The sequence below is a fragment of the Halorubrum sp. SD626R genome (assembly GCF_001261915.1).
Classification (GTDB): Archaea; Halobacteriota; Halobacteria; order Halobacteriales; family Haloferacaceae; genus Halorubrum.
Genome location: NZ_CVRT01000031.1, coordinates 38772 through 63164 on the forward strand (window position 1 = coordinate 38772; position 24393 = coordinate 63164).

Annotated in this window: 16 protein-coding genes and 1 pseudogene; 10 read left to right on the top strand and 7 right to left on the bottom strand. The window is 52.8% G+C overall.

Annotated elements, in window-relative coordinates:
• The first annotated feature begins 45 nt into the window (after positions 1 to 45).
• Positions 46 to 2250, top strand: coding sequence for a HAMP domain-containing methyl-accepting chemotaxis protein (locus SD626R_RS02600; RefSeq protein WP_092563078.1), 2205 nt, complete (start codon positions 46 to 48; stop codon positions 2248 to 2250).
• Between the two features lie 119 nt (positions 2251 to 2369).
• On the top strand, positions 2370 to 4781 hold the full coding sequence (locus SD626R_RS02605) for a PAS domain-containing protein (RefSeq protein ID WP_092563081.1): 2412 nt from the start codon (positions 2370 to 2372) through the stop codon (positions 4779 to 4781).
• A gap of 43 nt (positions 4782 to 4824) precedes the next feature.
• Here the strand turns inward: SD626R_RS02605 and SD626R_RS02610 are convergent, their stop codons facing one another.
• The 5 genes from SD626R_RS02610 to SD626R_RS17105 all read right to left on the bottom strand — a co-directional run bounded on the left by SD626R_RS02610 (position 4825) and on the right by SD626R_RS17105 (position 13992).
• Positions 4825 to 5925: a sensor histidine kinase gene (locus SD626R_RS02610; RefSeq protein ID WP_092563084.1), complete on the bottom strand. Its 1101-nt coding sequence runs from the start codon at positions 5923 to 5925 to the stop codon at positions 4825 to 4827.
• 55 nt (positions 5926 to 5980) lie between these two features.
• Entirely contained in the window at positions 5981 to 7810 is a 1830-nt protein-coding gene (locus SD626R_RS02615) for a PAS domain S-box protein (RefSeq protein WP_092563087.1), read from the bottom strand.
• Positions 7807 to 9348, bottom strand: a complete 1542-nt coding sequence (locus SD626R_RS02620) for an ATP-binding protein (protein ID WP_092563090.1) — start codon at positions 9346 to 9348, stop codon at positions 7807 to 7809. The genes SD626R_RS02615 and SD626R_RS02620 overlap by 4 nt, the downstream gene beginning before the upstream one ends.
• Before the next feature lie 48 nt (positions 9349 to 9396).
• Positions 9397 to 10875 carry an ATPase domain-containing protein gene (locus SD626R_RS02625; RefSeq protein WP_092563093.1) on the bottom strand — a complete coding sequence of 493 codons (1479 nt, stop codon included), beginning with the start codon at positions 10873 to 10875 and terminating at the stop codon, positions 9397 to 9399.
• Between the two features lie 123 nt (positions 10876 to 10998).
• A complete protein-coding gene (locus SD626R_RS17105; RefSeq protein WP_092563096.1) occupies positions 10999 to 13992 on the bottom strand; it encodes a PAS domain S-box protein in 2994 nt (997 codons plus the stop codon).
• 297 nt (positions 13993 to 14289) lie between these two features.
• Here SD626R_RS17105 and SD626R_RS02635 point away from each other — a divergent pair, with 297 nt between their 5' ends.
• The 5 genes from SD626R_RS02635 to SD626R_RS02655 all read left to right on the top strand — a co-directional run bounded on the left by SD626R_RS02635 (position 14290) and on the right by SD626R_RS02655 (position 18727).
• Positions 14290 to 14775, top strand: a complete 486-nt coding sequence (locus tag SD626R_RS02635) for a chemotaxis protein CheW (RefSeq protein ID WP_092563099.1) — start codon at positions 14290 to 14292, stop codon at positions 14773 to 14775.
• Positions 14776 to 15086: 311 nt separating this feature from the next.
• Positions 15087 to 15713 carry a PepSY domain-containing protein gene (locus SD626R_RS02640; RefSeq protein WP_092563102.1) on the top strand — a complete coding sequence of 209 codons (627 nt, stop codon included), beginning with the start codon at positions 15087 to 15089 and terminating at the stop codon, positions 15711 to 15713.
• A gap of 96 nt (positions 15714 to 15809) precedes the next feature.
• Positions 15810 to 16106, top strand: coding sequence for a hypothetical protein (locus SD626R_RS02645; RefSeq protein ID WP_092563105.1), 297 nt, complete (start codon positions 15810 to 15812; stop codon positions 16104 to 16106).
• A 42-nt stretch (positions 16107 to 16148) separates the two neighbouring features.
• Entirely contained in the window at positions 16149 to 16688 is a 540-nt protein-coding gene (locus tag SD626R_RS02650) for a winged helix-turn-helix transcriptional regulator (protein ID WP_092563108.1), read from the top strand.
• Positions 16689 to 16978: 290 nt separating this feature from the next.
• On the top strand, positions 16979 to 18727 hold the full coding sequence (locus SD626R_RS02655; protein WP_092563111.1) for a sensor histidine kinase: 1749 nt from the start codon (positions 16979 to 16981) through the stop codon (positions 18725 to 18727).
• 898 nt (positions 18728 to 19625) lie between these two features.
• Here SD626R_RS02655 and SD626R_RS17110 read toward each other — a convergent pair.
• Positions 19626 to 19994: a hypothetical protein gene (locus tag SD626R_RS17110; protein ID WP_241897989.1), complete on the bottom strand. Its 369-nt coding sequence runs from the start codon at positions 19992 to 19994 to the stop codon at positions 19626 to 19628.
• Positions 19995 to 20293: 299 nt separating this feature from the next.
• Positions 20294 to 20436, bottom strand: a pseudogene (locus SD626R_RS16295) (ISH3 family transposase); the annotation flags it as partial.
• A gap of 417 nt (positions 20437 to 20853) precedes the next feature.
• Between SD626R_RS16295 and SD626R_RS02670 the strand changes: the two are divergent.
• The 3 genes from SD626R_RS02670 to SD626R_RS02680 are packed head-to-tail and all read left to right on the top strand — an operon-like array spanning position 20854 to position 24126.
• Positions 20854 to 22194 (top strand): CARDB domain-containing protein, encoded by a 1341-nt coding sequence (locus SD626R_RS02670; protein ID WP_092563117.1) that lies wholly within the window; start codon positions 20854 to 20856, stop codon positions 22192 to 22194.
• Positions 22187 to 22930 carry an ABC transporter ATP-binding protein gene (locus SD626R_RS02675; protein ID WP_089308965.1) on the top strand — a complete coding sequence of 248 codons (744 nt, stop codon included), beginning with the start codon at positions 22187 to 22189 and terminating at the stop codon, positions 22928 to 22930. Before SD626R_RS02670 ends, SD626R_RS02675 begins: the two co-directional genes overlap by 8 nt.
• Positions 22927 to 24126 carry an ABC transporter permease gene (locus SD626R_RS02680; protein ID WP_092563120.1) on the top strand — a complete coding sequence of 400 codons (1200 nt, stop codon included), beginning with the start codon at positions 22927 to 22929 and terminating at the stop codon, positions 24124 to 24126. Before SD626R_RS02675 ends, SD626R_RS02680 begins: the two co-directional genes overlap by 4 nt.
• Positions 24127 to 24393 lie beyond the last annotated feature (267 nt).

Here is a 24393-nt window from a genome sequence, read left to right on the forward strand (position 1 = left end):
ATCTAGGTGCGTAACTACTTATCAAACTGATATATAATCCCAGATATGCTGAATAAGATTGCGATAGACCGGTTGGACCTTCGGCCGAAACTCATCATCGCATTCGTCTTAGTGGCGCTACTGGTGGGTGTCACCGGCGCGGTCGGATACCAAGCCGTTGGAGATGTCGATGAAGAGGCACACGTCATCTCTGAAGACGGTGACAAAATCGATGCCTCGCTAAACATGCTCGTAGCCATCGAAGAGCAACAAGTCGCCGTACACGCCGCACTCCTCGGTGAAGAGGGAGAGCAGTCCAATTTCGAAGAAGCAGGTGGGAGATTCGACGAATACTCCGTCAAGTTACAACAGCAAGAGCTGAGCGAAGCAGAACAAGCAGAATTCGAAGAATTACAAGGACAACACGAACAGTACTCCAGAACTGCTCAGGAACTGTTTACAGCCTTAGAAGCCGGTGATATGGAGCAAGCACAGGCGAAGAGCGATGAGTTAGACGCAATCGTCGCAGATACCAAAGACTCCGCGCAGACGCTCGAGCAGGCAGCTATCGAAGACAAAGAGTCATCGGTTGTTACAGCCGACAGCACGACACAAACCGCACAGTTGGAAGTTCTCGGGCTGACCATCGGAGCGTTCATCGTGGCGATTATGATCGGCCTGTTCGTCGCCGGGCGCATCACACCACCAATCAAGCAGCTATCGAACGGGCTCACCGCGATCAGTAACGGAGAACTCGATAAGGAGGTAGATCAGCACGTCGAGAATGATGAAATCGGGCGGATGGTCGAGGCGTACACCAAGATGCAGGAAAACCTTGAGGGGGTGTTTTCTCAGATTGGAACCGCAAGTGAAGGGCTCAAACAGGGGGACCTCAACTGGGAATTTGAATCCCAATACCCCGGAACGTACGGTGAGACGATAACCAATCTTGAAACGGGTGCCGGCGAGCTCTCGGCAAGTTTCGAGCAAATTCAGAGCGTTAGTAGCGACCTTCAACAGGGTGTGCTTGATGACGACGTCAACACAAACCGCCCTGGGCAGTACGGTGCCGTGCTTGATGACCTCGCGGTTGGGACAACCCAGTTATCGAACAGCTTCGAGCAAATATCGACTGCGAGCGACCGGCTAGAGCAGGGTCAACTCGCGCAAGACATCGATACCGACTACCCAGGAGCGTACGGCGACGTGCTGTCGAACCTAGAAAACGGGATTGACCGTCTTAGTGATAGTGTTGGTAGTGTCAAAGATATTGTCGAGAACGTCGCCACTTCAAGTGATGTGGTTGCGCAAAACACCGAAGAAGTCAAGCAAGCAAGCGAAGAGGTTGCCGGGTCCGTCGAGGAGATCTCACACGGAGCAGACACGCAGAGTGAAAATCTGCAAGAAGTCGCTAACGAGATGAACGACATGTCCGCTACGGTCGAAGAGATTGCGTCTTCAGCAGATCAAGTGGCTGCAACGGCTGGAGCAGCCGTTGAACAGGGGAATGAAGGGCGTGAGTACGCTTCGGAGGCGACTGAAGAAATCGAGTCGATAGAGGAACAAGCCGACGAGGCAGCCGCACAGGTCAAGGCTCTCGAAGAGGATATGGACGAGATTGGAGAGATTGTAGAGATGATCTCCGGGATCGCCGAGAAAACAAACATTCTGGCGCTGAACGCGTCGATAGAGGCAGCGCGTGCTGGAGAAGCTGGAGAGGGGTTCGGTGTTGTAGCCTCTGAAGTCAAATCGCTCGCAGAGGAAGCAGGAAAAGCGACGACTGCTGTAGAAGAGCGGATTGAGACTGCGCAAGAAAGTACAACGGAAACAGTTGCGGGAATGGAGGAGATGAGCGAGCGCGTTGAGCGAGGGTCGGAAACGATCGAGAGTGCAATTGAGATGTTTGATGAGATCGCGGACGCAGTACAGGAGTCTGAGAGCGGCATCCGAGAAATTAGTGACGCGACGGATGACCAGGCCGCCTCGACAGAGGAGGTCGTCTCGGTGGTAGATGAGGTGGCAAGTGTAAGTGAACAGACCGCCGCGGAGGCGAGCAACGTGTCGGCGGCGACCGAGGAGCAGACGTCGTCACTCGCGGAAACGACCGAAACGATTCAAGAACTCTCGACGCTGGCTGATGATCTCAACGATCAGGTGACTGGGTTCGAAACACAACAAGAAACGACAGTTCAGGCAAACACACAGTCTCAGATGGCCGCGGATGGAGGCAAGGTGTCGTCTGAGTCTCGCTGCGAGGAGGAAAGCAACTAATTTGACTCTTCTCCCCTACTGCTGGGAGATATTTTGAGTCGTAGAATCCCAATAGTAATGACACAAAAGAATCTTGGGACTATGATAACACATTTTATAATAGATATAATAAAATACGTATGGAGGTAGCACGGGCGGCGTATATCGCGGTTTTTGTTCTCGCGACGCTCATTTCGGGTTATGGGGCTTGGCGAGCAACCGATATCGCCGAGCGTGATACACGCCTTGGACTTGTGTCAGTGTTCGTTCTGGCTGGTGGGTGGACAGCGACAACTGCGATACAGTTCGCGATCAGTTGGGTTTCAGCAGCCGTATGGTTACGAATCATCGGGTTAATTGTTGGACTTGCTAGTATTGGCGCGTGGCTATACTTTGCGTCGGCGTACGCAGGTCACGAATACCACCGGCGCCCCGCACTGCGGCGTCTTGCGGTTGGGCTGTACCTCGTCGCTATCGCTATCAAACTCACTAACCCCACATATAATCTCTACTTCACTGCCTATATCTCAACCGAACCGTTCGCGCACCTTGCGTTTAATCCCGGTGTTACCTATTGGTTGATCTCCGGGGCGGCATACCTGTCGGTCGGGGTTGCAACGGTCTGGCTGATCGAAGCCGTGACTACCTCTCGCATCAAAGACTGGCGGCTCGGGATCGTTGTAGTCCTCACAGCCGTCCCAGCAGTAGTGGACGTCGCTATCGGACTGGGGCGCGTCCCGCCGCAGTTTGTCGAGACGAGCTATGCTCCTCTTGGAATGGCCGTTTTCGCGTTGGGAAGCTTCGTGTTTTTGAATGAGACGTTTCGCCCGATTCCACGGTTCTGGCGAAAACAGGTGCTTACACATCTCAACGAAGCAACGGTCATCGTTGACGCCGATGGAGAAATCAGACACATAAGCCCCACCGCCGCTGAGACATTCGATGAGCTCCGCGGGGCCGGTGAAACGAGCTTCGCTGACACGGCACCAAAATTGTATGAGTGTACCGTTCGAGACGATCCGATCTTCGAGTGGGAAGCTGACGGTGAAACTCGGCATTACCGGGTGATCGAGACGGGGTTACCGAGCGAGCGAGTGGGCGCGCACCGAGTATACGTGTATACCGAAGTGACGGCATCCGAGCGGACACGCCGCGAACTCCATCGCAAATCCAGAGTGATGGATAAGGCCCCGATTGGAATCACGATATTCGATTTACATCAGGAAGACGATCCGCTCGTGTATGCAAACAATCGGTTTGATGAACTAGCGCAGAATGATCTGGAGGATCGGTCTGACCTCACAGCGCTGTTCTGTGATGGCAAAGATTCGGAAATGGCCGCAACGGTCCAGAGAGCCGTCGAAGAAGGTGAATCAGTAACCATCGAGCGCTGTGACAACCACGATGATCGACCGGAATTCTGGACAAAAGAAACGTTTGCTCCTATTACCGACACAGAGGGTACGATCAGTGAATTCGCCGGTTTCCACCGGGATGTCACAGAAGACAAAGAGAAACAGGAGCGGCTCCGACAATACAAATCGGCAGTCGAGGCGTCACCTACGTGGATCTTCTGTATTGACTCATCAGAGCGACTTGTATTCGCTAACGAGAACTTTCGGCAGTTTTATGGACTTGATTCGGGCCGAGTTCGTGGGACACAAATTGATTCGATTGTTGAAAAAAGTACTGCTGAGGAGATTGAACCCGCAATACAACAAGCGCTGGATGGAGAATCAGTTGTTTTGGAACTCGAAACTGAGGCCAATACGGGTGAAAGACGGCGCTTCGTTCGGGCTGTCCTTTCGCCATTGTGGGACGACGATGGAGCGGTTACCGGTGTAGTGGGGTCGGTTCATGATCTTAGCGAGGTTAGACAACGTGAGCAGCAACTTCAGGTTCTCGATCGAGTGCTCCGTCACAATATAAAGAACACGATGAACATTGTAAAAGGGAGTGCTGAGCTGATTGAACAGCAGACAACTGACCCCGAAGTTGTGAACACCGCTGAAACAGTCTCGGAGCACAGCCAGAAGTTGATTGATATGGCTGGGAAAATACGACAGGTCACAAAAGTTCTCTCGAAGTCGCGAACGGCTGAGTCAACCGATCTTGCACAGTCGGCCGAATACGCAGTATCAAACACTCAAGCAGAATTCCCTGAGGCAGACATTACGCTGGAAACGTCGAATGAGCCGGTCAGCGTTCCAAATGGAACGATCGAAACAGCGGTCGAGGAACTTATCGAAAACGCGGTTATCCATTCAGACCGTGACCAACCGTCAGTTTCGATTCGGGTCTGGTCAGATAATGACGCATCGTATCTCGAAGTGAGTGACAGCGGGCCGGGTATTCCGGATGAGGAGCGCGATATACGGACTGGTGAAGAAACGATTCAGCCTGTTCTTCATGGGTCTGGTCTTGGACTATGGCTCGTGAAAGCGATCGTTGAACAGGCTGGTGGAGTACTCCAATTTAACGATAATGAGCCACGGGGAACGACGGTGAGAATGGTGTTCCGATCTTCTAACGGTCTCAATCTTGTAGGTTAAGACAATATCTTAGAGGCTCTTTCGATACGTGTACCTTGCTGTATCACCCTGTGCGGGGGTGTCTCTGAGAAATGATGTCAATCTTAGTAATCTCGAATCGTGCACCGTTGTCACTTCCTTCGGTAATACGAATGTCCCACCCATGTGCTTCAGTAACCTGCTTAACAATGCTTAATCCAAATCCAGTACCTTCCGTACCCGGAGAGTATCCCGCCTTAAATACAGCTGTGCGATCTGTAGCTGGAATACCGGGGCCATCTTCAATTTCCCCGACCCTCACAGAAACATCTGACCCACCATACATCACTGCGTTTGACAAAATATTCTCCAACAACTGACGAAGACGCGTCCGATCTGCGCTGATATATTGCTCTGTGTCGATGGATAATGTAGCGTTCTGTTGATCAACACTCGACCAACTTTCTTCAGTAAGTTGTGCTAACTCTACAGCCTCCAGATTGAGCGCTTCTGTTCCGATTCGTGCAAAAGTTAACATGTCGTCGATCAAGTGGTCCATTCGTTCATGAGCAGCGGCGACCTTTCGAAGAGGCTCACTATCTTCCTCCTCACGAACGGTTTCGAGGTATCCTTGAGCGATATTCAGTGGGTTGCGGAGGTCGTGGCTGACTACTGAGGCAAACCGATCTAGACGCTCAATTTGCTGTTTCAGTTCTTGCTCTTTTTCGATGCGATCAAGAGCTGTTTTTGAGTGACTCACAAGTAGCTCAGCTAACTCAATATCGTCTACAGTAAACGCAGACTCAGTCGTACTAACCGCCTGAAAAACACCGTGGTCGTCGATTGGAACACTTATGCCTGACCGATAGTCCGGCTTCGCGGGGTCCGTATTGTCATCCGGTTCTATTGTGTTAACAAGTTGCGACTCTCCGGTCTGATATGTTTTGCCTGCTAATCCTTGGTCAAGACGCATCTGACGACTTCCGTCTGCTGGAGCATCTTTTGATGTGCCGCGCGGAACGAGCCACTCGCCATCGCGAATCAAGATAGTACAAAGATTAAAATCCAGAATATCTGATGCGGCACTAACCGTTAAATCACAGACACTCTCAGTCGTATCCTGAGATTGAAGTCTGGTCGCAACGTCATGTAGAGCCTCAATCGTTTCGCCAGGCGAGTTGGTCATATCAAACAAATGGGAGCACAGCCGGTAAAATTACTTGTTAAAGGAGTAGAAGAAGTCACTTCTCAGCTGCCAACGGGAGCCTAATCGTAATCTCGGTCCCACCTTGCTCGCGGTCGTCAACACGAATCTTTCCGCCAGAGTGAGTGATGGTCCAATAGACGAGCCACAATCCGAGTCCGCTGCCGTGAGAGAGTGTCTCGATAGCTCCGCCCGATTCAAGAACGTTTCTGTCAAACTCCGGAATACCCGGACCATTGTCTCGCACGCGGAGGATACCCCACGAACTGTCAGCAGTAAGGTCAACAGATACACGTGGTTCGTCGCTGTCGTTGTGGACTACAGCATTAATCAGTAGCTCTTCGATAGCGGTATCAATCGAGTCAGACGCAGAGGCAACAAGTTGAGCCGGGGCCGAAACATCGATACTTGCGTTAGACCAATTCTGATCAGTCTCTTCCGCAAGATTTTGAACTAATTGTCCGAGGTCTACCGGGGCCGGCTCGCGTGGATCACTGAGGCCGTCAGTAATCTTTCGTGACTTCTCGCTCGTCGCCAACAGACCGTTAGCTCGCTCAACGATGACATCGGCAGCAGCCTTGAGGTCACCATCGAGTTCATCTTGAAGCTGCTTGCCTCGACCACGGATTACATTCACATCGTTGCGAATATTATGGCGCAAAATATTGTCGAAGACTTTCAGCTGTCGCGTCCGCTTGTCGAGATTGGTGACGTCCCGACAGATCGCAACTGTGCCTGTGAGTTCTCCATCCTCATAGTAGGGGTACCGACTCGTGTAGAAGACTGCCTCCTTGTCAGTATGTGTGAACGTCGGCTCAACACTGTATTCGACTGGCTGTTCGGTCTCGATTACACGCTGTTTCTGCCGGGCAATCTCTGTGGCAGTAGCTGCGTCCATAAACTCGTATTCACCATCGCCGAGTAATTCATCTCTTGAGAGCCCGGCAAACGAGCACAGTGCGTCGTTAACCAGTCGAAACTCTCCCTCACAGCTCTGGAGCATAATTGGATCCTCAAGCCGCTCAACAATATCACGATATAAGGAGAGCCGTTGTTCAATCTCTTTCCGTTCGGTGATATCCCTTTGGACGGCGACAAATGCTTTCGGCTCACCGTCTTCGACGATTGGAGCGATAGTCTGATCAGCGACGTACTGGGAGCCGTCACGCCGTTGATTTGTGATTTCTTCATGCCACGTGTCGCCGGCGGTGATCGTCTCCCAAAGGTCACTGTAGTAGTCGTCGGTCATCTCTCCAGAACTGATAAGTTCTGGCGACTCACCGACAGCTTCTGTTCGACTGTAGCCCGTAATTGATTCGAACGCTGAGTTGACGTAGTTAATCTTCCCAGTAGTGTCGGACATCCAGATCGCGTGACCAGAGGACTCAACCGCTTGTTTGAATAGTTTCAGCGACTCTGTGCGTGTTTTGAGACGTAACGATTGAGTCCGCAGTCTGGTGAGCGCCTCTGTCCGCCACTCTAATTCGGCCTTTTTGATCGGCATCGAAACCACTTCGTCGGCGGTTTCGAACACAACGCTGTCGGCAATCTCACCACGATCGGTTTCAATAACGGAGAGGTCTGCTTCCGGAATGAGCAGAAGGCATGGCAAGAGAGCGGGCTCAGCCTCGTGTTTCCGAGCTCGGAGCGTTTCAGCATGCGTCTGTAACATCTCCGCATCAAGGATACAACAATCGAATGCCGCTGTTCCGACTGGCTGGTCAGGATCGACAAGCGTGTAGCTGTCGTGGGATTCAATCCACTCAACAATCAGCCGCCGATTTCCTTTATCAGAGAGTAAGGGGAACAAGGCCGCTTGGTCAGTAACATCATCAGAGGAGTCATTTACAGAAAGTGTATCGTTCATCGATCGCCCCCCTCGCTATTGTTTGGAGCCTCAGTCGTCTGTAACTCAACAACAAAGGCTACGCCAGGCTGATCCGTCTCAGTTGCTTCACTGGGCAACTCATCCTCACTACAGTCCGCGATCCAGACTTTCCCATCGTAACTCTCAACAAGATTATCAACAAGGAACAAACCCATTCCGGTCCCCCCGCTCTCTAGTCCCTTCTGACCTTCTTGAAACAGGTCTTTTCGGACGTCGGCTGGAATTCCTGGTCCGTTGTCAGCCACTCTGACACGGACGGTGTCATCCATCTCTTCGACGGTGATGACTACCTTCGGATCTGGTCTCTGATTGTGTTGGACCGCATTGTTGACAAGGTTCCGAAACACTGACGAGAGCAACTCATTCGCCAGTACGCACGTTTCTTGATCGGGTGGGTCTGGCATCGTAATTTCTGCGTCGGAAAACGTCTCCCGACGCTTTTCGAGTTCTTGAGTGAGGAGTTCTCGAAGTGAGATCGGCTTGAGATCTGGCGTTTCATCACCGTGAATGAGTGCTGATAGGTCACGGGCAACGTTTGTAAGTTCGATAACATGATTTCCTGCCCGGAGGACCCGGTCAAGTTTCTCTTTACCGTCCGAAGAGAGCTCATTTTCAAGCATTTCTCCCCACGAAACAATGACGTTCATATCATTTCGGATATCATGACGGAGAACTCTGTTCAACACGTCGAGTTGCTTACGTTGCTCACGAAGACGTTCTTGGAGTTCTCGGAGATCAGTAATTTCGTGATTAACGGCGATGAACTGTGTGATATCACCATTTGGGCCTTCAACCGGAGCAATTGTTTGTTGGACAATATACCTCTCGCCGTCTTTGCGTCTGTTGACAACCGTGCCATGCCACGTCTCACCGGCGGTGATAGTCTCCCACAGCTCTCCATAGAACGCCTCATCGTGTTCACCAGATTTGAGCATCCGCGGGGTATTTCCGACGACTTCCTCACTTGTATACCCTGATTGTGACTCAAAACCTCTATTGACGTACTCAATTGTCCCGTCGACGTCGGTGATCAATACTCCGTGACCGGCGTGTTGGTCGCGGATTTGGCGGAGTTGCTCACGTCGGTTGAACGCGACAGTCGACTGGTCTCGCAGGCGGAGAGCCATCTCTAGTTGTTCGCCAAGTCTGTGTTCTGCGAGTGGCATATCGATCAGCCCATCGATAGCATCCCACAACTCCGGGTGTGTCTCGCGGAGACGATTACAGATCTGGCGGTGCTTTGCCTCGGGGACCAACAACAGATACGGCAGCACAACCTGCTCATGTTGCTTTCGTGTGAGCAGTTCCGAGCGGTGCTCATTGAACGCTGTCCTGTCGACGAGACAGCAGTCGAACGCCGCCTCAGCGATATCTACGCTCTCGACAATCGTATATTGGTCATGTGTGGTTAGCCACTCTGTGAGGACACGTCGGTTCCCTTGGTCACTAACCAGCAGCAGGACGCGCTTCGCTTCGTCGGCCGTCTCTTGATATGGCTGCTGTTCGTTCGTGGACATGAGGTTTGATCGTGTGGGCTCGTATTTGGTGCCTATATCACGCGAGGGCTACGATTGGTCGGTGTCAGCCACATCGCGACTAGTGCCGCCAGTATCCTCGTTCCAGTCAGGCGTCCCAGTGAGAATGCCCCGAAGTTGTGGGAGAGGCTCCCCGACGCGTATCCCGTCGGCCGTAATCTCAAGTTCGCGAAGGCTGCGTTCGAAGTCGCTCGTTCGCATTTTCAGTGTCCCAATCACTTTCCGCATCTCGCCACGGTACTCAACGTGGCGCAGGAACACAATATTATCGGCAAGATTGCTCGTCCGCTCTTCAGACGCTTGGAAGTCCCCGGTGATATTGTGGACTTCATTAACCAGGAGAGTGGTGACACCAGCAGCCCGCAGGAACCGGCCAATCCGCACCAACGCACCCGTCGTGTCGGCAAGTCCACGGAGATTCTCTTGGAAGCCTTGTGACCCATCAATCATCACCACCTCAGTACCGTTGGTAACGGCCTCCCGGAGGAGATGCTCAAATTCACCAACCGTATACTCATCGGGGGAGACGTCGACAATAGAGAGTTCGCCGCTGTCCAGCGCAGCCTGAAGTGGAAGCCCAATTGCTTCTGCCCGATCACGAATTGTCCATTCTGCTTCTTCGAACTGGAATACCACGCTCTGTTTGCCCTCAAGTGCTGCTTGGATGAGGAACTGAAGCCCAGTCGTTGTCTTGCCGACGCCGGTTGGCCCGCTAAGCATTGTTATCGTGCCCTGATCTAACCCGCCATAGAGCAACTCATCGAGTTCGTCCACGCCAGATGAGAGCGGTTCCGTGTCGATCACTTGTTTCTGCGTATCGGGCACGAGTGCCGGCCATACTTCCAGTCCCGCCGCAGAAATATCGTAGAAATGATCCCCACGCCGGAACGACGACCCTCGGAACTTAGAGATACTGACCATCCGGCTCTCAGGAGTCACATCAAGAGAAATGACAGTATCAACAAGAAACTGAATATCATCGTCTGTGATTGGCCCGCCAGCTTGAGACGTTAACATGCCCATCGCGTCAATTTCTTTGAGATAATCAAGGAGACCGAGGATTCCGGACCGGAATTGCCGCTCGTCAGTTGTAAGATGTCGGAATTCTGTGATTGGGTCCAGTAACACGCGGTCTGGGTCGATCTCATCAATCTTCTCACGGAGATCGGCAATAAAGTCCGGCTGTTCGACTTCCGCTGACTCAAAGACGCTGTACGAGTTACGCTCTGAGAACTGTTCTTGAGTCGGGGAAATATTATGGAAGTGAATTTGCTCGGTATGAAGATCGAACGCATCTGCGGTTTCCTCAACGTACGCCTGTGGCTCACCCATGTTGACGTACAGAGATGTCTCGCCAGCGTCTATCCCCGCCGAAAGAAAATGTAAGCCGAAAATTGTCTTCCCTGAACCAGGAGACCCGCGTATAAGCACGTTTCGCGGGTGGATGAGACCGCCGTTTAAAATACCGTCCAACCCACTAATACCCGTAGACAATCGTCGATCTGTCATAATAGGGTATTACTCTTAGTCTTCAAGTAGTTTGTTGCTGTGACCGTGCTCTAGTCTTGTCTTTTATCGGCGGACAAGGCGAATACCCCGAGGCGATTCACTTTCTCCACCAAAGTCCAGAACTCACTCTACAAGTTCGACCCCCGTAAATTCGAACCGTGTACCACCCTGTTCACTCTCGGTCACAGTAATCTCCCACTCGTGAGTGCTGGCAATTTGCTCGACGATCCGCAGGCCGAAGCCGGTCCCCTCCTCATTGGTCGAGTAGCCCGCCTCAAATATTTCCTCGCGGTCACTCCCTGGGATACCGGTTCCGGTATCCGCCACGTAGAAGCCGTTCTCTATTGTACCGACGGATACTGTCACGTTTTCGTCGTTATGTTCGACTGCGTTACGATAGAGATTCTCAAATAGTTGCTGAAGACGGCTCTGATCGGCCTTGACAACCTGAGAGACATTAGATTCGAGTGCTGCCTGTCCCGTGCCAACGGTTTGCCAACTGTCCTTGGCTATGTCCGCAAGTCCAACTGGTTCGGGCTCACCAATCTTCTCACCCTCTCGTGCCAGTGTTAGTAAGTCCTCTATGAGCGCGCCGATCCGATCGAGTGCCTGGGCAACACCCTCAATATGGTCACTCTCGCACTCCTCACGAATCAGTTCTAACCGTCCGACAGCCACTTGAAGCGGATTTCTTAAATCGTGGCTGACAATGCTGGCGAACCCCTCAAGTCGCTCGTTCTGACGTTCGAGTTCCCGTTTGTTCTCGACTTCCTCGGTGACATTCTGTGAGACTGCCATCACGTACTCGATCTCATTGTTGTTGGTCCGAACAGGGGCGGTCTGAATTCGGTATTGCCTGCCCCCGTACTCCTGTCCGAACGTGCTGGCATTCCCATTCAGCGTTTCCTCGTAGTAGTGACAGAGTTCATTCGCGATGTCTTCCGGGAACAGATCGTGTGATTTCCGACCCTCGATATCGTCGGGAGGTAGGCCAATGTTGCCCAGTTCTCTGCCACCGGCGCGTACGTATTCGAGATCCGTGTTGATGAGGAATACCGCACCGTCCGGGAAATTCTTGGCTAGTGTCTCGTACTGGTTTTTTAACTCCTGTAACTCCTGTTCACGTTTTTTTCGGTGGGTCACATCCCGGAGTGTTCCAACTGAGCCGTTGAATTGGTCGCCTTCGTACGGGAGAACGCCCATTTGATCTTCACAGACAATCGGGTCACCCTCCCGCGGGTGCACCGTCACTTCGAATGTGAGCGTTTCCGGGCCATCACTTGACAACAACCGTCCCAACTGGTGTTCTGCCTGTTCGACAGCCTCCTCGTCTTTGATGAGCGACGGTGTGTTCCCAAAGATAGTTTCCCGGTCGTAGCCGACTAACTCGACGAACTCGTCGTTGACGTAGGTGAACCGGCCCTCTTCGTCAATCACGTACACTGCGTCGGTCAGTGCTTCAATGATCGTTTCGTACTCTTCTAATCCTCGCTTGCGGTTCTCGCGCTCGGTGACGTCCTGAAACTTTGAAAAGATCGACTGTACGTCCCCTTCTGCGTTGGTAACAACACGGTTGTGCCACTCACCGGTGAATACTTCGCCGTCCTTTCGGACGTTCCGATTGAGTGCGTGTTTTCCGCCATTGGCATTGAGAAGGCTCTCGACGACAGTGCCAATTTTGTCATGGTCATCGGCGGCGACAATCATTTCCCATGGTTCGCCGCGTATCTCTTGCTCACCATATCCAAGGATTTCTTCAGCCCGTGCGTTCAGCCGTTCGAATCGGAATGTGTTGTCCCACTGGACGGCCCCAAGTGGGGATTCCTCGAATAACAGCGCGAGTTCCTGCTGTCGTTGGCGAGTAGTCTGCTCGTGTTCGACGCGATTAAGCGCTGCTATGAGACTCCCTGCCAGTAGCTCTCCGAGCGCGGTGTCCTGTTGATCGAAGGCTGCTCGCTTCTCGGAGCCAGCGATCAGTACCCCATGGTCAGCAAGTGGCAGATACAAGTGACCAGCGAGATCAGTTCCGGTGTTGTGGCTGTCCGAATCTTGCTGTACATCTGCTATTACTGCTGGTTCGCCGTCGCGGTAGACTCGTCCCGCGATACTGTCCGTCACAGGAAGTGGTTGTATATTTCCGATGAGCGAGTTTAGCTCATCCGTCTGTGCCACGGGAACCAGTTGAGTGTCGTCAGCTTCGGAGACGTGGATAGCATTTGCCTTGAAATTGAGGATATCACTGGCAGCCTCAACGCCAATATCAGCGACCTCTTGTCTGGTTTCTGCCTCTAGGAGTGCCTGTGTAGCCCGGTTCAGTTCGGTTAACTGTCGTTCACGTGTTTTTTTCTCAGTGATGTCGTTGACTGCCCCGCGGAGCTTCGTTACTTGCTCCCCAGATTCCACGACTGGAGTGATCGTAACGTCCAAGAGACGCTCGTCGCTGCCGCCTGGATGGAGTCGCCACGTGTCTCGTAGTTTATCACCTGCTTCGAAACCCTTCTCGAGTGCTTGCTGAACTTCTTCGCGGTCATCCGGGTGGAACAATTCTATCGCCTTTTCAACAGGGATTTCAGTCAGGTTGGGACGCTCGATAATTCGACGGGCACCAACGGTCAGCAAGACCCTACCACTCTCTCTGTCAAGTTCGAACCCGCCGGTGTTGCCCGCAAACTCTGTCAGGCGCATCAGTTCTTCCTGTCTGTCAGCGCGCTCAGCCTCACGTCGGGTGTTGACCGCGTTCCGAATTCGGTTGGCCAAGAGTTCGTACGTCTCTGAACCTGTTCCCTTCTGAAGATAGTCTGTTACATCGGCGGAGATCGCCTCACTGGCTACCTCTTCACTGCCCTTGCCGGTAAAGAGAATGAACGGGAGGTCTGGATTGTTCTCACGGACACCTTGTAAGAGTTCTAAGCCATCCATGCCGGGCATGTTGTAGTCCGAGACAATACAGTCGGGTAGGTGACTATCAACCCGTTCTAGGACCTCGTTACCGCTGTTTGCTGTCTCAACAGTGAATTTATCATCCTCACGTTCGAGGAACGTCGCAGTCAGGTCTGTAAGAGACGGCTCATCGTCAACGTGGAGAACCTGAATCTGGTGTTCCGAAGCGAGAGTCATTACCCGTTACTTTGACACCAGTTCTATAACACTTTCTGAGGATTATCATGTTTGATTTGTTCTTGTATAGCACATTGTTGATGGAGAGAGTTCTTGCGATTTCGAGATACACCACTTCTGTGAGATATCTCGCACCACAGTAGCTCTGCCGACTACCTACTGAGTGAGGTTTATAAAAGAAATCCGTGCCAACAACCTCCACGAGAAGAGCGAGAGTCAAGATGATTTTACGGGTCTGACAATCAAAGCTAATAATTTCAGAGGTACAGTTATTTGTATCTTCACCAAAGACTCTTTATGTCAGTCACAGAAACTGAAGCTGAACCCACCAAAGTGCTGGAGTTTGGCTTGGGCAACGGGACGTACTGTCTGGATATCGGGATCATCGACGAAATCGTTGACGCCGGCAAGCTCACGCGGATCCCTAATTCCCCTGACCACGTTGAAGGCGTAATGGACCTGCGAGGACGTACGACAACGATTGTTGACCCGAAGACACTCTTTTCGATCGACGAGAAAGGACCCCGCGAACGGATTGTGGTGTTCGACGACGACGAGACCGATGGGAGCGGTGCCGTCGGCTGGATGGTTGATGAACTGTTCCAAGTCCGCGACGTGGCTCCGGAAGACGTGGATCAAGCAACAACCGTTAATGGCGAAGGAGTTAATGGAATCGTCAAATCCGAAAACCGCTTCTTGATCTGGGTCACTACAGATATCGACGAGGTCGTGGACTTCGAAGCTCCCAATCTCGTGAGGGAGAAGGAGCAGGCCGACGAATAGTGGGTCGACGGATCAGCATAATACAACGTGGAGACTCCGACCTCAACTCGTGCGGGACGGTAAGAGACAGCTTTTAGCGCGGGGAGGACGTTAATGATACTGCTGTCGGGCTAACTTGCGCTGTGTCTCATGTACGTCCCAGATTAACAAATATATCTATTATTGGGGGATATGTGACTGGTAGAGTGATTACAATTATCTACAGACTCAAGATGTAATGAGTTGTTAGAGGCGTGTACCACTGCTAGACTCATATACCAAACGACACTTTACACGTGGTCCCGAATAGTCGTAGTGAGGCTACGAAACTGATGCAATCTAACAGTCGGAAGATAATCGGAGGTGCCGTTGTTGCAATCGCCTTGCTCGCCGTTGTCGGCAGCGGGGTAGCATTCGCGCAAGGGAGTGGATCATCACTCGTATCGGACGTTGATGACGACGACTCAATTCCAGAGAGTAACGTCACACTTTCTGAGCAAGAAGCAATTGATATCGCAACTGCCGAAGCTAATGGGACTGTTAATGAAGTTGAACTTGAAAACGAAGACAGCGTACCCGTCTACAAAATAAAGCTCGTGGCGACAAGCGGCTCAGAGACCGAAGTTGCTGTCCACGCAGACGATGGCACGGTCCTCGAAACTGAGAGCGAAGACGAGGAGATGGACGAAGACTCGATTTCGGAGAGTAACGTTTCACTCACTGAGCAAGAAGCAATTGATATCGCAACTGCTGAAGCCAACGGAACTGTTGACGAAGTTGAACTCGAAACTGAGGATGGCGCACCCGTCTACGAAGTCGAACTCGTGACGGCAAACGGCTCAGAAACTGAAGTTGCCGTCCACGCAGACGATGGTACGGTCCTCGAAACTGAGAGCGAAGCCGACGAAGATGAGGAGGCAGACGGCGAGGATGAGTACGAAGACAGCGACGACGAATAAACGGTGGTGTCGCTCAACAATATGACCGTCAGAACCAACGGTCGCGTGTGACCACCTAGCAAATAATTAGATAGCCCCCACACCCAATTTCATTATATGACAGAGATTGAATTGTTTGAACCGGAAACGTTCATCCGGGCTCTTACGCTCTTAGTGACGATGATTGTGGTTCTTATTACCGCGTTCGCTTACTACCGCACCCGGGTCCGTCGTATTCTTGTCCTTGCGCTGCTCGCAGCGCTACTCGCAACCGATCTCATGTTAGAGGTCGGTGACGAGTTCTTCGAGGAAGGGATCCCACACTTCGAGTTGCTCACGAGCCTGTTTGCACTCGGGATTGCACTCCTCTTGTTATCGACAGTAATCTGGCGCTTCGATTGGCAGCCACGATGATATCCCCACGCGCCACAGCCGGCTCACAGAAACGAAACGCAGATGGTTAGACGCCGACCTCACGACGGCGAGGAAGACATCCTTGAGCTAGAGACGCGGAAGGAGATCTTCGAATACGTCAAAGCAAACCCGGGTGTTCACTTCAGCCAAGCGAAGCGCGAACTCGATATGGAGACCGGGCTTTTACAGCACCATCTCGACACGCTCGAAAACTATGACGTGCTCATGAGCGAGGACCATCAGGGTAAACGTCGGTTGTTCGTCGCCGAGGAACTCGATAGTGAAGAGCGTGAGATACTGTCGTCCCTCCGATACGAGACGGCCCGCCATGTCTTGTTGTTCTTGATACAAGAGGAGACGGCCCGAAATGGGGCGATCGCCGAAGAGGTCGGCGTGGCGCCAGCGACGGTTTCTTGGCACGTGTCACGCCTCGTTGAAGAGGGGATTATCTCCGAGGTTCGAGATGGCCGAACGACGCTCTACACTGTTGCCGACGAGGAATTGACGATGCAACTCCTCGTACGATATCAGGAAAGTTTCGTTGACAGGGCAGTCGATAATGTGCTTGACTTCTGGGGTTAACTCCGCGATCTGAGGTACAAACTAATTAAAATATGATCCATTCTTACACCACTACCTAACAGATACATGTATCCACAACATGGTCACCAGAACATACGTTACAATCAAAGAGCTTCCGGCAGCCTACACGCAAGCGAATTCTATCGGTTGATTTAGCATTCAGATAAAAAACGCAGTTCCCGTGCTGACAACACCCTGTGTATCTCGCACGACTTTCCTGACAGGTAGCGGGGAAGTACGCGATCGGTACATGAATGGCCTTTATATGACATTTTGCTAATTATCCTAATATGAGTGTGACCCAGTTTGATCTAATCTTGTTCGGGGTTCCGGCTCTGATATCAGTAGGTGTCGCGCTGTTTGCGTGGGAACATCGATCGAGCCCCGGTGGCAAGCCACTCGTCATCCACGGACTCGGATCAGCCGTCTGGATACTTAGCTATGGAATAGGCACCAGAATAAATAGTCAGTTGATTGCTCCACGTATGTTGGGCGTTTCGTGGCTTGCTGCGGTTGTGGTGGCATTCTCCGGTATGTATGTCGCTGTGGAGTATACTGAACGGACGTGGCTCAAACAACCAATAGCACTAGGCAGTGTTGGTGGTTATCTCTGTCTGGAAGCGTTAGTGATCGGACTCAATCCTGGCGGCTTGTTCTATACCCGTACGCCGACAGTTGTTCAAGCTGGGACACCAGTCTATGAGTTTGGTATCTGGTGGACAGTACACCTTTTTGTGGTGTTTGTCGCAGCCACTGCGATGTTGGGGATGTTTCTCGAAGCGTATTTGACCCAGAGTGGGGCGTATCGTCAACAGGCCCGTACAGTACTTGGCGGTGTCGTAGTCATCTATCTGACGGCAATTATTGAGGTCGCTGGACTTGAGCCATATCCAGACCCACTGTACAACGCAACGATGGCTGGGAGTACGGTCTTGTCCGTAACTTTCCTCTGGGCTCTCTTCTACGCTGATTTTCTGGAGTTAGCTCCCATCGCACGCAGGGCGTTATTAGATGACATAGATGATGCTGCGATAGTCCTTGATCATCAGGATCGTCTCGTTTACGCCAACGGCGTTGCCCATGACTTGTTTGATACTGACCCAGAGTACGTCGGCATGCCGGCAGACGACTTTGTTTCCTCAGCCGGAAATCAAGAACTCAACCAGCTTACTGAGGTGGCCGACGGTAAGACAGGAATTGAGATCACAAATGGGAATGAGAAACGATACTTTTCTGTGTCAGCGTCAACAGTCGGCAGCGACGAGAGACGCCGTACATTCGTGTTACATGAAACTACGGCAGAAAGAGAGTACAGACACCGCATTGAAGAGCAACGAGACAATCTAGATATTCTTAATCAAGTATTGCGTCACGACATCCGGAATAATCTCCAATTGATACTCGCGTATACTGAGATGGTTGTAGACACGATAGATGATGATGAGTTACAGAGACACTTGGAGACCGTCAGTGAAAACGCAGAGCAGGCAGTTGATCTCACGAAGGTAGCCCGAGAGATGGCAGCCGTCATGCTCTCAGGAGAACAAGAACTTGAGGCGGTCAGTATCCGGCCCGTGGTAATGTCTGAGGTGGAACAGACTCGTGAGGCATATCCAGACGCCAACATCATCACCGCTTCGGAGGTACAACAGGTCTCTGTGCGGGCCAACGAAATGTTAGGCTCTGTGTTCCGCAACCTGCTAAAAAATGCAGTTCAACATAATGACAAACCGGTTCCGACCGTTGCGGTATCATCGAAAACAGAGGATGAGCATATCAGCATTCGAGTTACAGACAACGGCCCCGGTATTTCCGATGCCGCAAAGGAGGACATCTTCGGCAAAGGCGAAAAGGGCCTCGACAGTGGGGGCACCGGAATCGGTCTCTACCTAGTCAAGTCGCTGGTAGAGAGCTACGGGGGTGACATCTGGATTGAAGACCGGGAAGAAGGCGACGTTATTGAGACGGAAACACCCGCTGATACACCGCCTGAGGGTGTAGTGTTTATTGTCAATCTTCCATTCATACCGAAGGATTAATATATACTGTACGCTCTTCCGGCGGAGGTCGTTGATACAGCTCAGTCGAACTCGAAATGAGTGCTAAACTCAACAGAGATAGGTTTACAAGACCACTCTCGAACCGAAGACAAATTCTTCACACCGCAAGAAGGCAAGCCATCAACGATCTTCTACAGATAAGCGGATTGTGTACCGGGCAAGGTGTTCAGGAAACGGGGGTTTTCTGAACACCAGTATGAGGACTAAGAATGGGCCTAACTATAGGCTTATACAGAGATGGAGAAAACGAGAGTTAGTCAGGGGGCGAACGGGCAGTACAAGATCACCGTATCGGAGGGGCTCGCCGAGGCGATGCCTGTCCTCGTCGTTGCGTGGGGCGTAACAAACCGGGCGTGGATGCTTTCCCAGATACTTGATATCTGGATCCTCACGGTCAAGGGTCTCTATACAGACTCACTGCCCCCGCTTACTGAACCTGGCCGCCTCGCAGGACGCTTCGTACGTGGCGAGAACCACCCGTCAGTGATGCGTACGTCGCAGCGGCGGATGCCGAGTCCGACTTCGGCGGCTCACGCTAGCAAGGTCGTATAGTGGTGTCACACAGTATTGACTGCGACACCACATCGAGTACTCTATCTGGGACGTGAAATCCACGGACGACGACAGTTCGCCGTTGGGTCTCACTCAGGGACAACGCCTCAGAGAATGCGCGGGTATTAGCAGCGGTCACTGCGGCGACAGATTGTACCAGCCAAATGACAGCAGATCCCTACTCTAATCGCCCACCGCAGAGTTGGTTCTCATTCCACAAACGACAAGTCAACCCACATAATACGTTCGCTGAGGCGGTCGAACTCTGGCATAGGCACTCAAAGTCGTCCGCCTCATCCTCTAATTTAATACCAGGTTGAGTGGTTCATGCGTCGCGTTGCCGGAAGACAAGAACGACAAGCGCCACAACAAGTACAATCTGAACGATCTTATCGACATACCCAACGAGGGTGAAGTTTCCCGCCTTGGCAATATACCACAATGGGATCTGGACAGCTGTATACGGAATTGCGGCGATAGCAAGACCATGGCGACGGACACCTCGTGCGTACAGGAGCATTCCCCCGATGAAGCCAACACCAGCAAGAAGTACTGGCGGCGCTCCCTCTATAACACCAGCATACAGATGTGTTGCGGCTGTGATGCCTAACAGAATAAGTACGACTTGCTCAAGCGTTGATAGCGAGTTCATTCCAGAAGTCCCTGTCGGCGCCTGTTGAGTCGGTGTAGACACAGTATATTCGTGTGACTCGACAAGTATTAATCTTGCTCTATTAATACAAGACCATTTGAAAAATAAGACTTCAGCGGATCTAATGGCTGTGAATGACTGCTATTGGTAGTCTCAGTACCTCACAAAGCATCCTCAGCTAGCTGTTTCCGAAGCCTAAGTTCCACGGCGGAGCGGTTGTGCTGGTGGCCCTGACGAGAGATTCGTACACGAACCGACGGAGAACTGTCGCTGTCGGCGGCGACTGCCGCCGACGTGACAGCGTCGCCACTCCTGGCGAAGGCTAGCCCGGTCGGAGAGTAGCGAGTAAACCGATCGTCTGGTGGTCGATTTGCGGGGACGGTCCGACGCGTCGCGAGGGCTGTCCACGCTGCCCGTTGAATCATATTGATGAACTCCTTGAACGACCACTTCCAGAGGCGACGCCCCCACGGCGGGGCGTCGCTGGTATTAGACACACCTTCAGCAAGCAGACGTCTCAACTAACCGGCTTTGTGATGTACTGATATTCACATCAATTGTATACACGCTACACACAAGATAGTATTGCCTTATATAGGAAATTGTGTACTTTTCTTTTCGTTCAAATACCCGAATTTGTATTTTAGATTCGTTTGTAGCATCTAGTATAGTTCTTGTTCCACAATATTAAAAGCCGTTCAGCGCGTCATACAAGTGTGGTCCATAGCGAAGAAACACAGCCGTTCGACATAGAGGTGGGGCCCCTACAAGCGGTGGTGGCCGCACTCTTTTCACAGGTGATCATTAACGGGATTAATCCCACGGTGGATGCGTGACTCGCAACCCTCTATCGAGAGTGAACGCGGATTCACCACGGATTATAGCTTCCCTACTGGTCCTGTTGACGTTACTAGGCGCTGTAGGAGGGGTCACAGCAGTGCCAGATGCTCGGATTGGTATCGATGAGGTCGATGTCAGCTCAAGTGAGCCGGTAGTCGATGAGCGAACGTTATTGAATGTGACTGTCTCAAACTCTGGTGGAAGTCCAGCAGCCGCCAACATAACGAGCGTTCGGCTGTATAATGCGGGTGAGGACGGCAACCCACGTGACGAGGCTACCATGGTCGGAGGACTCTCTCCGGGTGACACAACTGATGTCGCTCTGTGGACAGAGTTCGACGAGCCGGGGGAATACCGACTCACTGTCGAGGTCGTTGCGGATCAAGAAGCGACAGGTGGCGAGGCTAACGGCGGGACCGTCACGGTGACACGCGACGTGATTGTTGATGTTCAGCCAGTAGAGGTTGCGCTTGACCTCCGAACCCGCGCGCTAGCACCAGAAGACCTCGAGAGCGACGATGATGATCAAAATGCTGGTGGAATAAATGTTGGTGGTGTCGGAGATCTTCTCGGTGGTGGTGGCGGCGGCCTCCAAGCCGGTGGGACCGACGAGTCTGACTCTGAGTCCGTCGAGTCAGTTGACTCTCCGGTAGCGGTGACGGTCGTTAACACCGGGACGACGACCGCAGACCGCGTGAGCCTGACTGCCGTTGGCACATCAGTCAGAGGGGATAGGGGAGAAAATGCCGCGAGTGACGATGCTGATCCAACAACTAAAGTCGGCCCCTTCGTTGTCGAGAACCTCGCACCCGGTGAGGAGCGGCAGGTAATTATCGACCTTGGCCCGATTGACGAGCGTTTGGATGTGACGGTTACCGCGGCGTTCCGTGCTGATACCGACGTGCGAAACGAACGCGGTGCTGACCGAACCGCGGAGTCGACAGTAACGTATCCAACGCGCGAAGGTAGTCCGAGCGTTACCGACGCGACCATCCGGACGACTGATGATGGTCAGGTAACTGTTGATGCCAACCTCGGTAATGCGGGTACTGGTGAATTGAACGGGGTTGTCGTTTCGGTTACTGGGACAGATGGGGTTGAACCGACCCCAGTCGGGCAAAAATACTTCATTGGAACCGTCAGCGCGGGCGATTTCGTCGCTTTTGACCTTCAAACTGTGGCGAATGCCTCTGTAGCGGATGAGGTTCCGATCCGGATCGAGTACACCGAGCGTGGTGTCCGCTACACCGAGACCACAACAGTGGCGCTTCCAGAGCCAGATGACGAGAGTGGGTCAGAATCTGGTACTGTTGGCACACTTGGAGTAATCAGTATTGTCGGAGTTGTTGGCGGCACTGGGGTCGCAATTGCCGGGAGTGTAATCCGTCGCCGCGATGTATAGCGTCGAACTCAGGGGTGCGACCAAGCGGTACCCAGGCGGGGGGACCGAACCGGTGGTCGCACTCGACGACGTGAACTTCGCGGTTGAGCCTGGAGAGTTCGTTGCTGTTGTCGGCCCCAGTGGTTCTGGGAAATCAACGCTGCTCAACGTACTCGGTCTCCTCGACGACCCGACTGAGGGGTGGCGTCTGCTGAACGGTACCGATGTGACTGAACTCTCGGTCGCCGAGCGCACCACAGCTCGCAAGGGATCGATCGGATTCGTCTTTCAGGACTTCCACCTCCTGCCAGCGCTGACCGCGGTCGAGAACGTTGCGCTACCAACCGCCTTCGATTCAGGCGACGCGAGCGACCGTGCTGTGGACCTGCTTAGACGGTTTGGGCTCGGTGACCGGCTTGACCACGAACCATCAGAACTGTCTGGTGGACAGAAACAACGGGTCGCTATCGCTAGGTCGCTGATAAATGACCCGGCAGTGTTACTCGCTGACGAGCCAACGGGGAACCTCGACACGGACACCGGCGAGTCAATCCTCGCTGAGTTCGGGCGGGTAAAAGAGGAGGGTGTTGCTGTCATCGCGGTCACACACGATCCGCTAGTTGAGGAGTACGCGGACCGAGTCGTTGAGCTCACCGACGGGGTGCTGGTAGGCGGGGATGTCGATGAGGCGACCTCAGTAGACGATACCCTAGGAGGCCGGGACAGCGAGTCGCCGCTCGCACCGGGAGAACAATGAGCAAGAGTACTTCCAGCGGAACCGACACTGAAGCCGGAGCTACCAGTTGGCTCCGGGGCTGGCGACCCGCTGTTGGAATGGCCGGCCGGAATCTCCGCCGGAACCGCGTACGGACGGTACTAGCGGTGCTTGGCGTTTGTATCGGCGTGCTGGCAGTGGCCGCGCTAGGGATATTCGGAAATGTGCTCGCGCTCGGCGCCAACGACGCTATCGGTGATATTGGCACACAAGTAGTCGTGTCGCCAAACTCGGACACCGGAGTAGAGTCACTTTCGACGACTGATGTAGCGGAGATCCGACGTGCCGTTGACGACCCGGCGGTCGGCGATCCGGCTGTGGTTCCACTGTATTCGGACAACGGGATTGTTGCGGGCGCAAGCTCACAGACCTTTGCGACAATCTATGGCGTTGAGGAACCAGCCCTCGCGTTTGAAGCCGCTGAGGGGGAGCTCCCGGACCGTCACCGGCAGGGCGCAATCATCGGTGCGGGTGTTGCTACTGATCTCAATATTGGGACAGGCGATACTGTGGAGATCGTAGGGTCACAAGTGCGCGTCGTTGCCGTGCTCGCTGAGACACAGACATTCAGCCCGGTTGCACCCGATGACGCCGTCTTTCTCCCAGAGTCGGCGTTCGCCACTGACGGCTACGCGCAAGCGCTTATTATTTCAGAATCCGGTGAGACGGCGCAGGCCGCTGCGGACGCGATCCGCAGAGAGGTGAACGCTCGTGAAGATCGAGTCGACCTATTCGAATTAGCAGCAATCGTGGATGAGATTAATGGCTTCTTTGACCTATTGAGTACGTTCCTGCTCGGGCTCGGTGCTATCTCGCTCGTGGTCGCCGGCGTCTCGATCCTCAATGTAATGCTGATGAGTACGGTCGAGCGGAGACAAGAGATTGGCGTAATGCGTGCTGTGGGTGTGACCCGCCGAGACGTGTTGCGTGTGTTGTTAGCAGAGGCTGGCCTGATTGGTGCCGCGGGCGCCGCAGCAGGGACTGTGCTGACCGTGATACTCGTCGCCGCGCTCGTAGCCGCAACCCCAGCGGTTGACGCCAGCCTGGTTATCGACCCGACTAACGCTTACTATCTCCTGTTGGCGCTAGGATTTGGAGTTGGAGTGGGAATTATCAGTGGGGCGTACCCTGCCTGGAAGGCAGCAAACGAACGCCCGGTAGAGGCGTTGCGAAGCTAAACCAGTACACCCATAGAATATCAAATCGGAAATCAACCATTTTATATACACTCAGCCAGTTGACGGGTTTTTGCCACTAGTTCGTAAAATCACGATTCATAAATAGTAGGGCAGAAGCAGCGGTCGCGTTAAGTTAAGCAGAAACGCAAGACGGCAAGAGTATCCCGTGAGCTTTGGAAAGCCGAGTTACATACTCAAGATAGGTAGTAACTCCGGGAGAAACTGGATCTGCCTTCTCAGTTCTCCTTCTCGTTGATCCTCAGAACA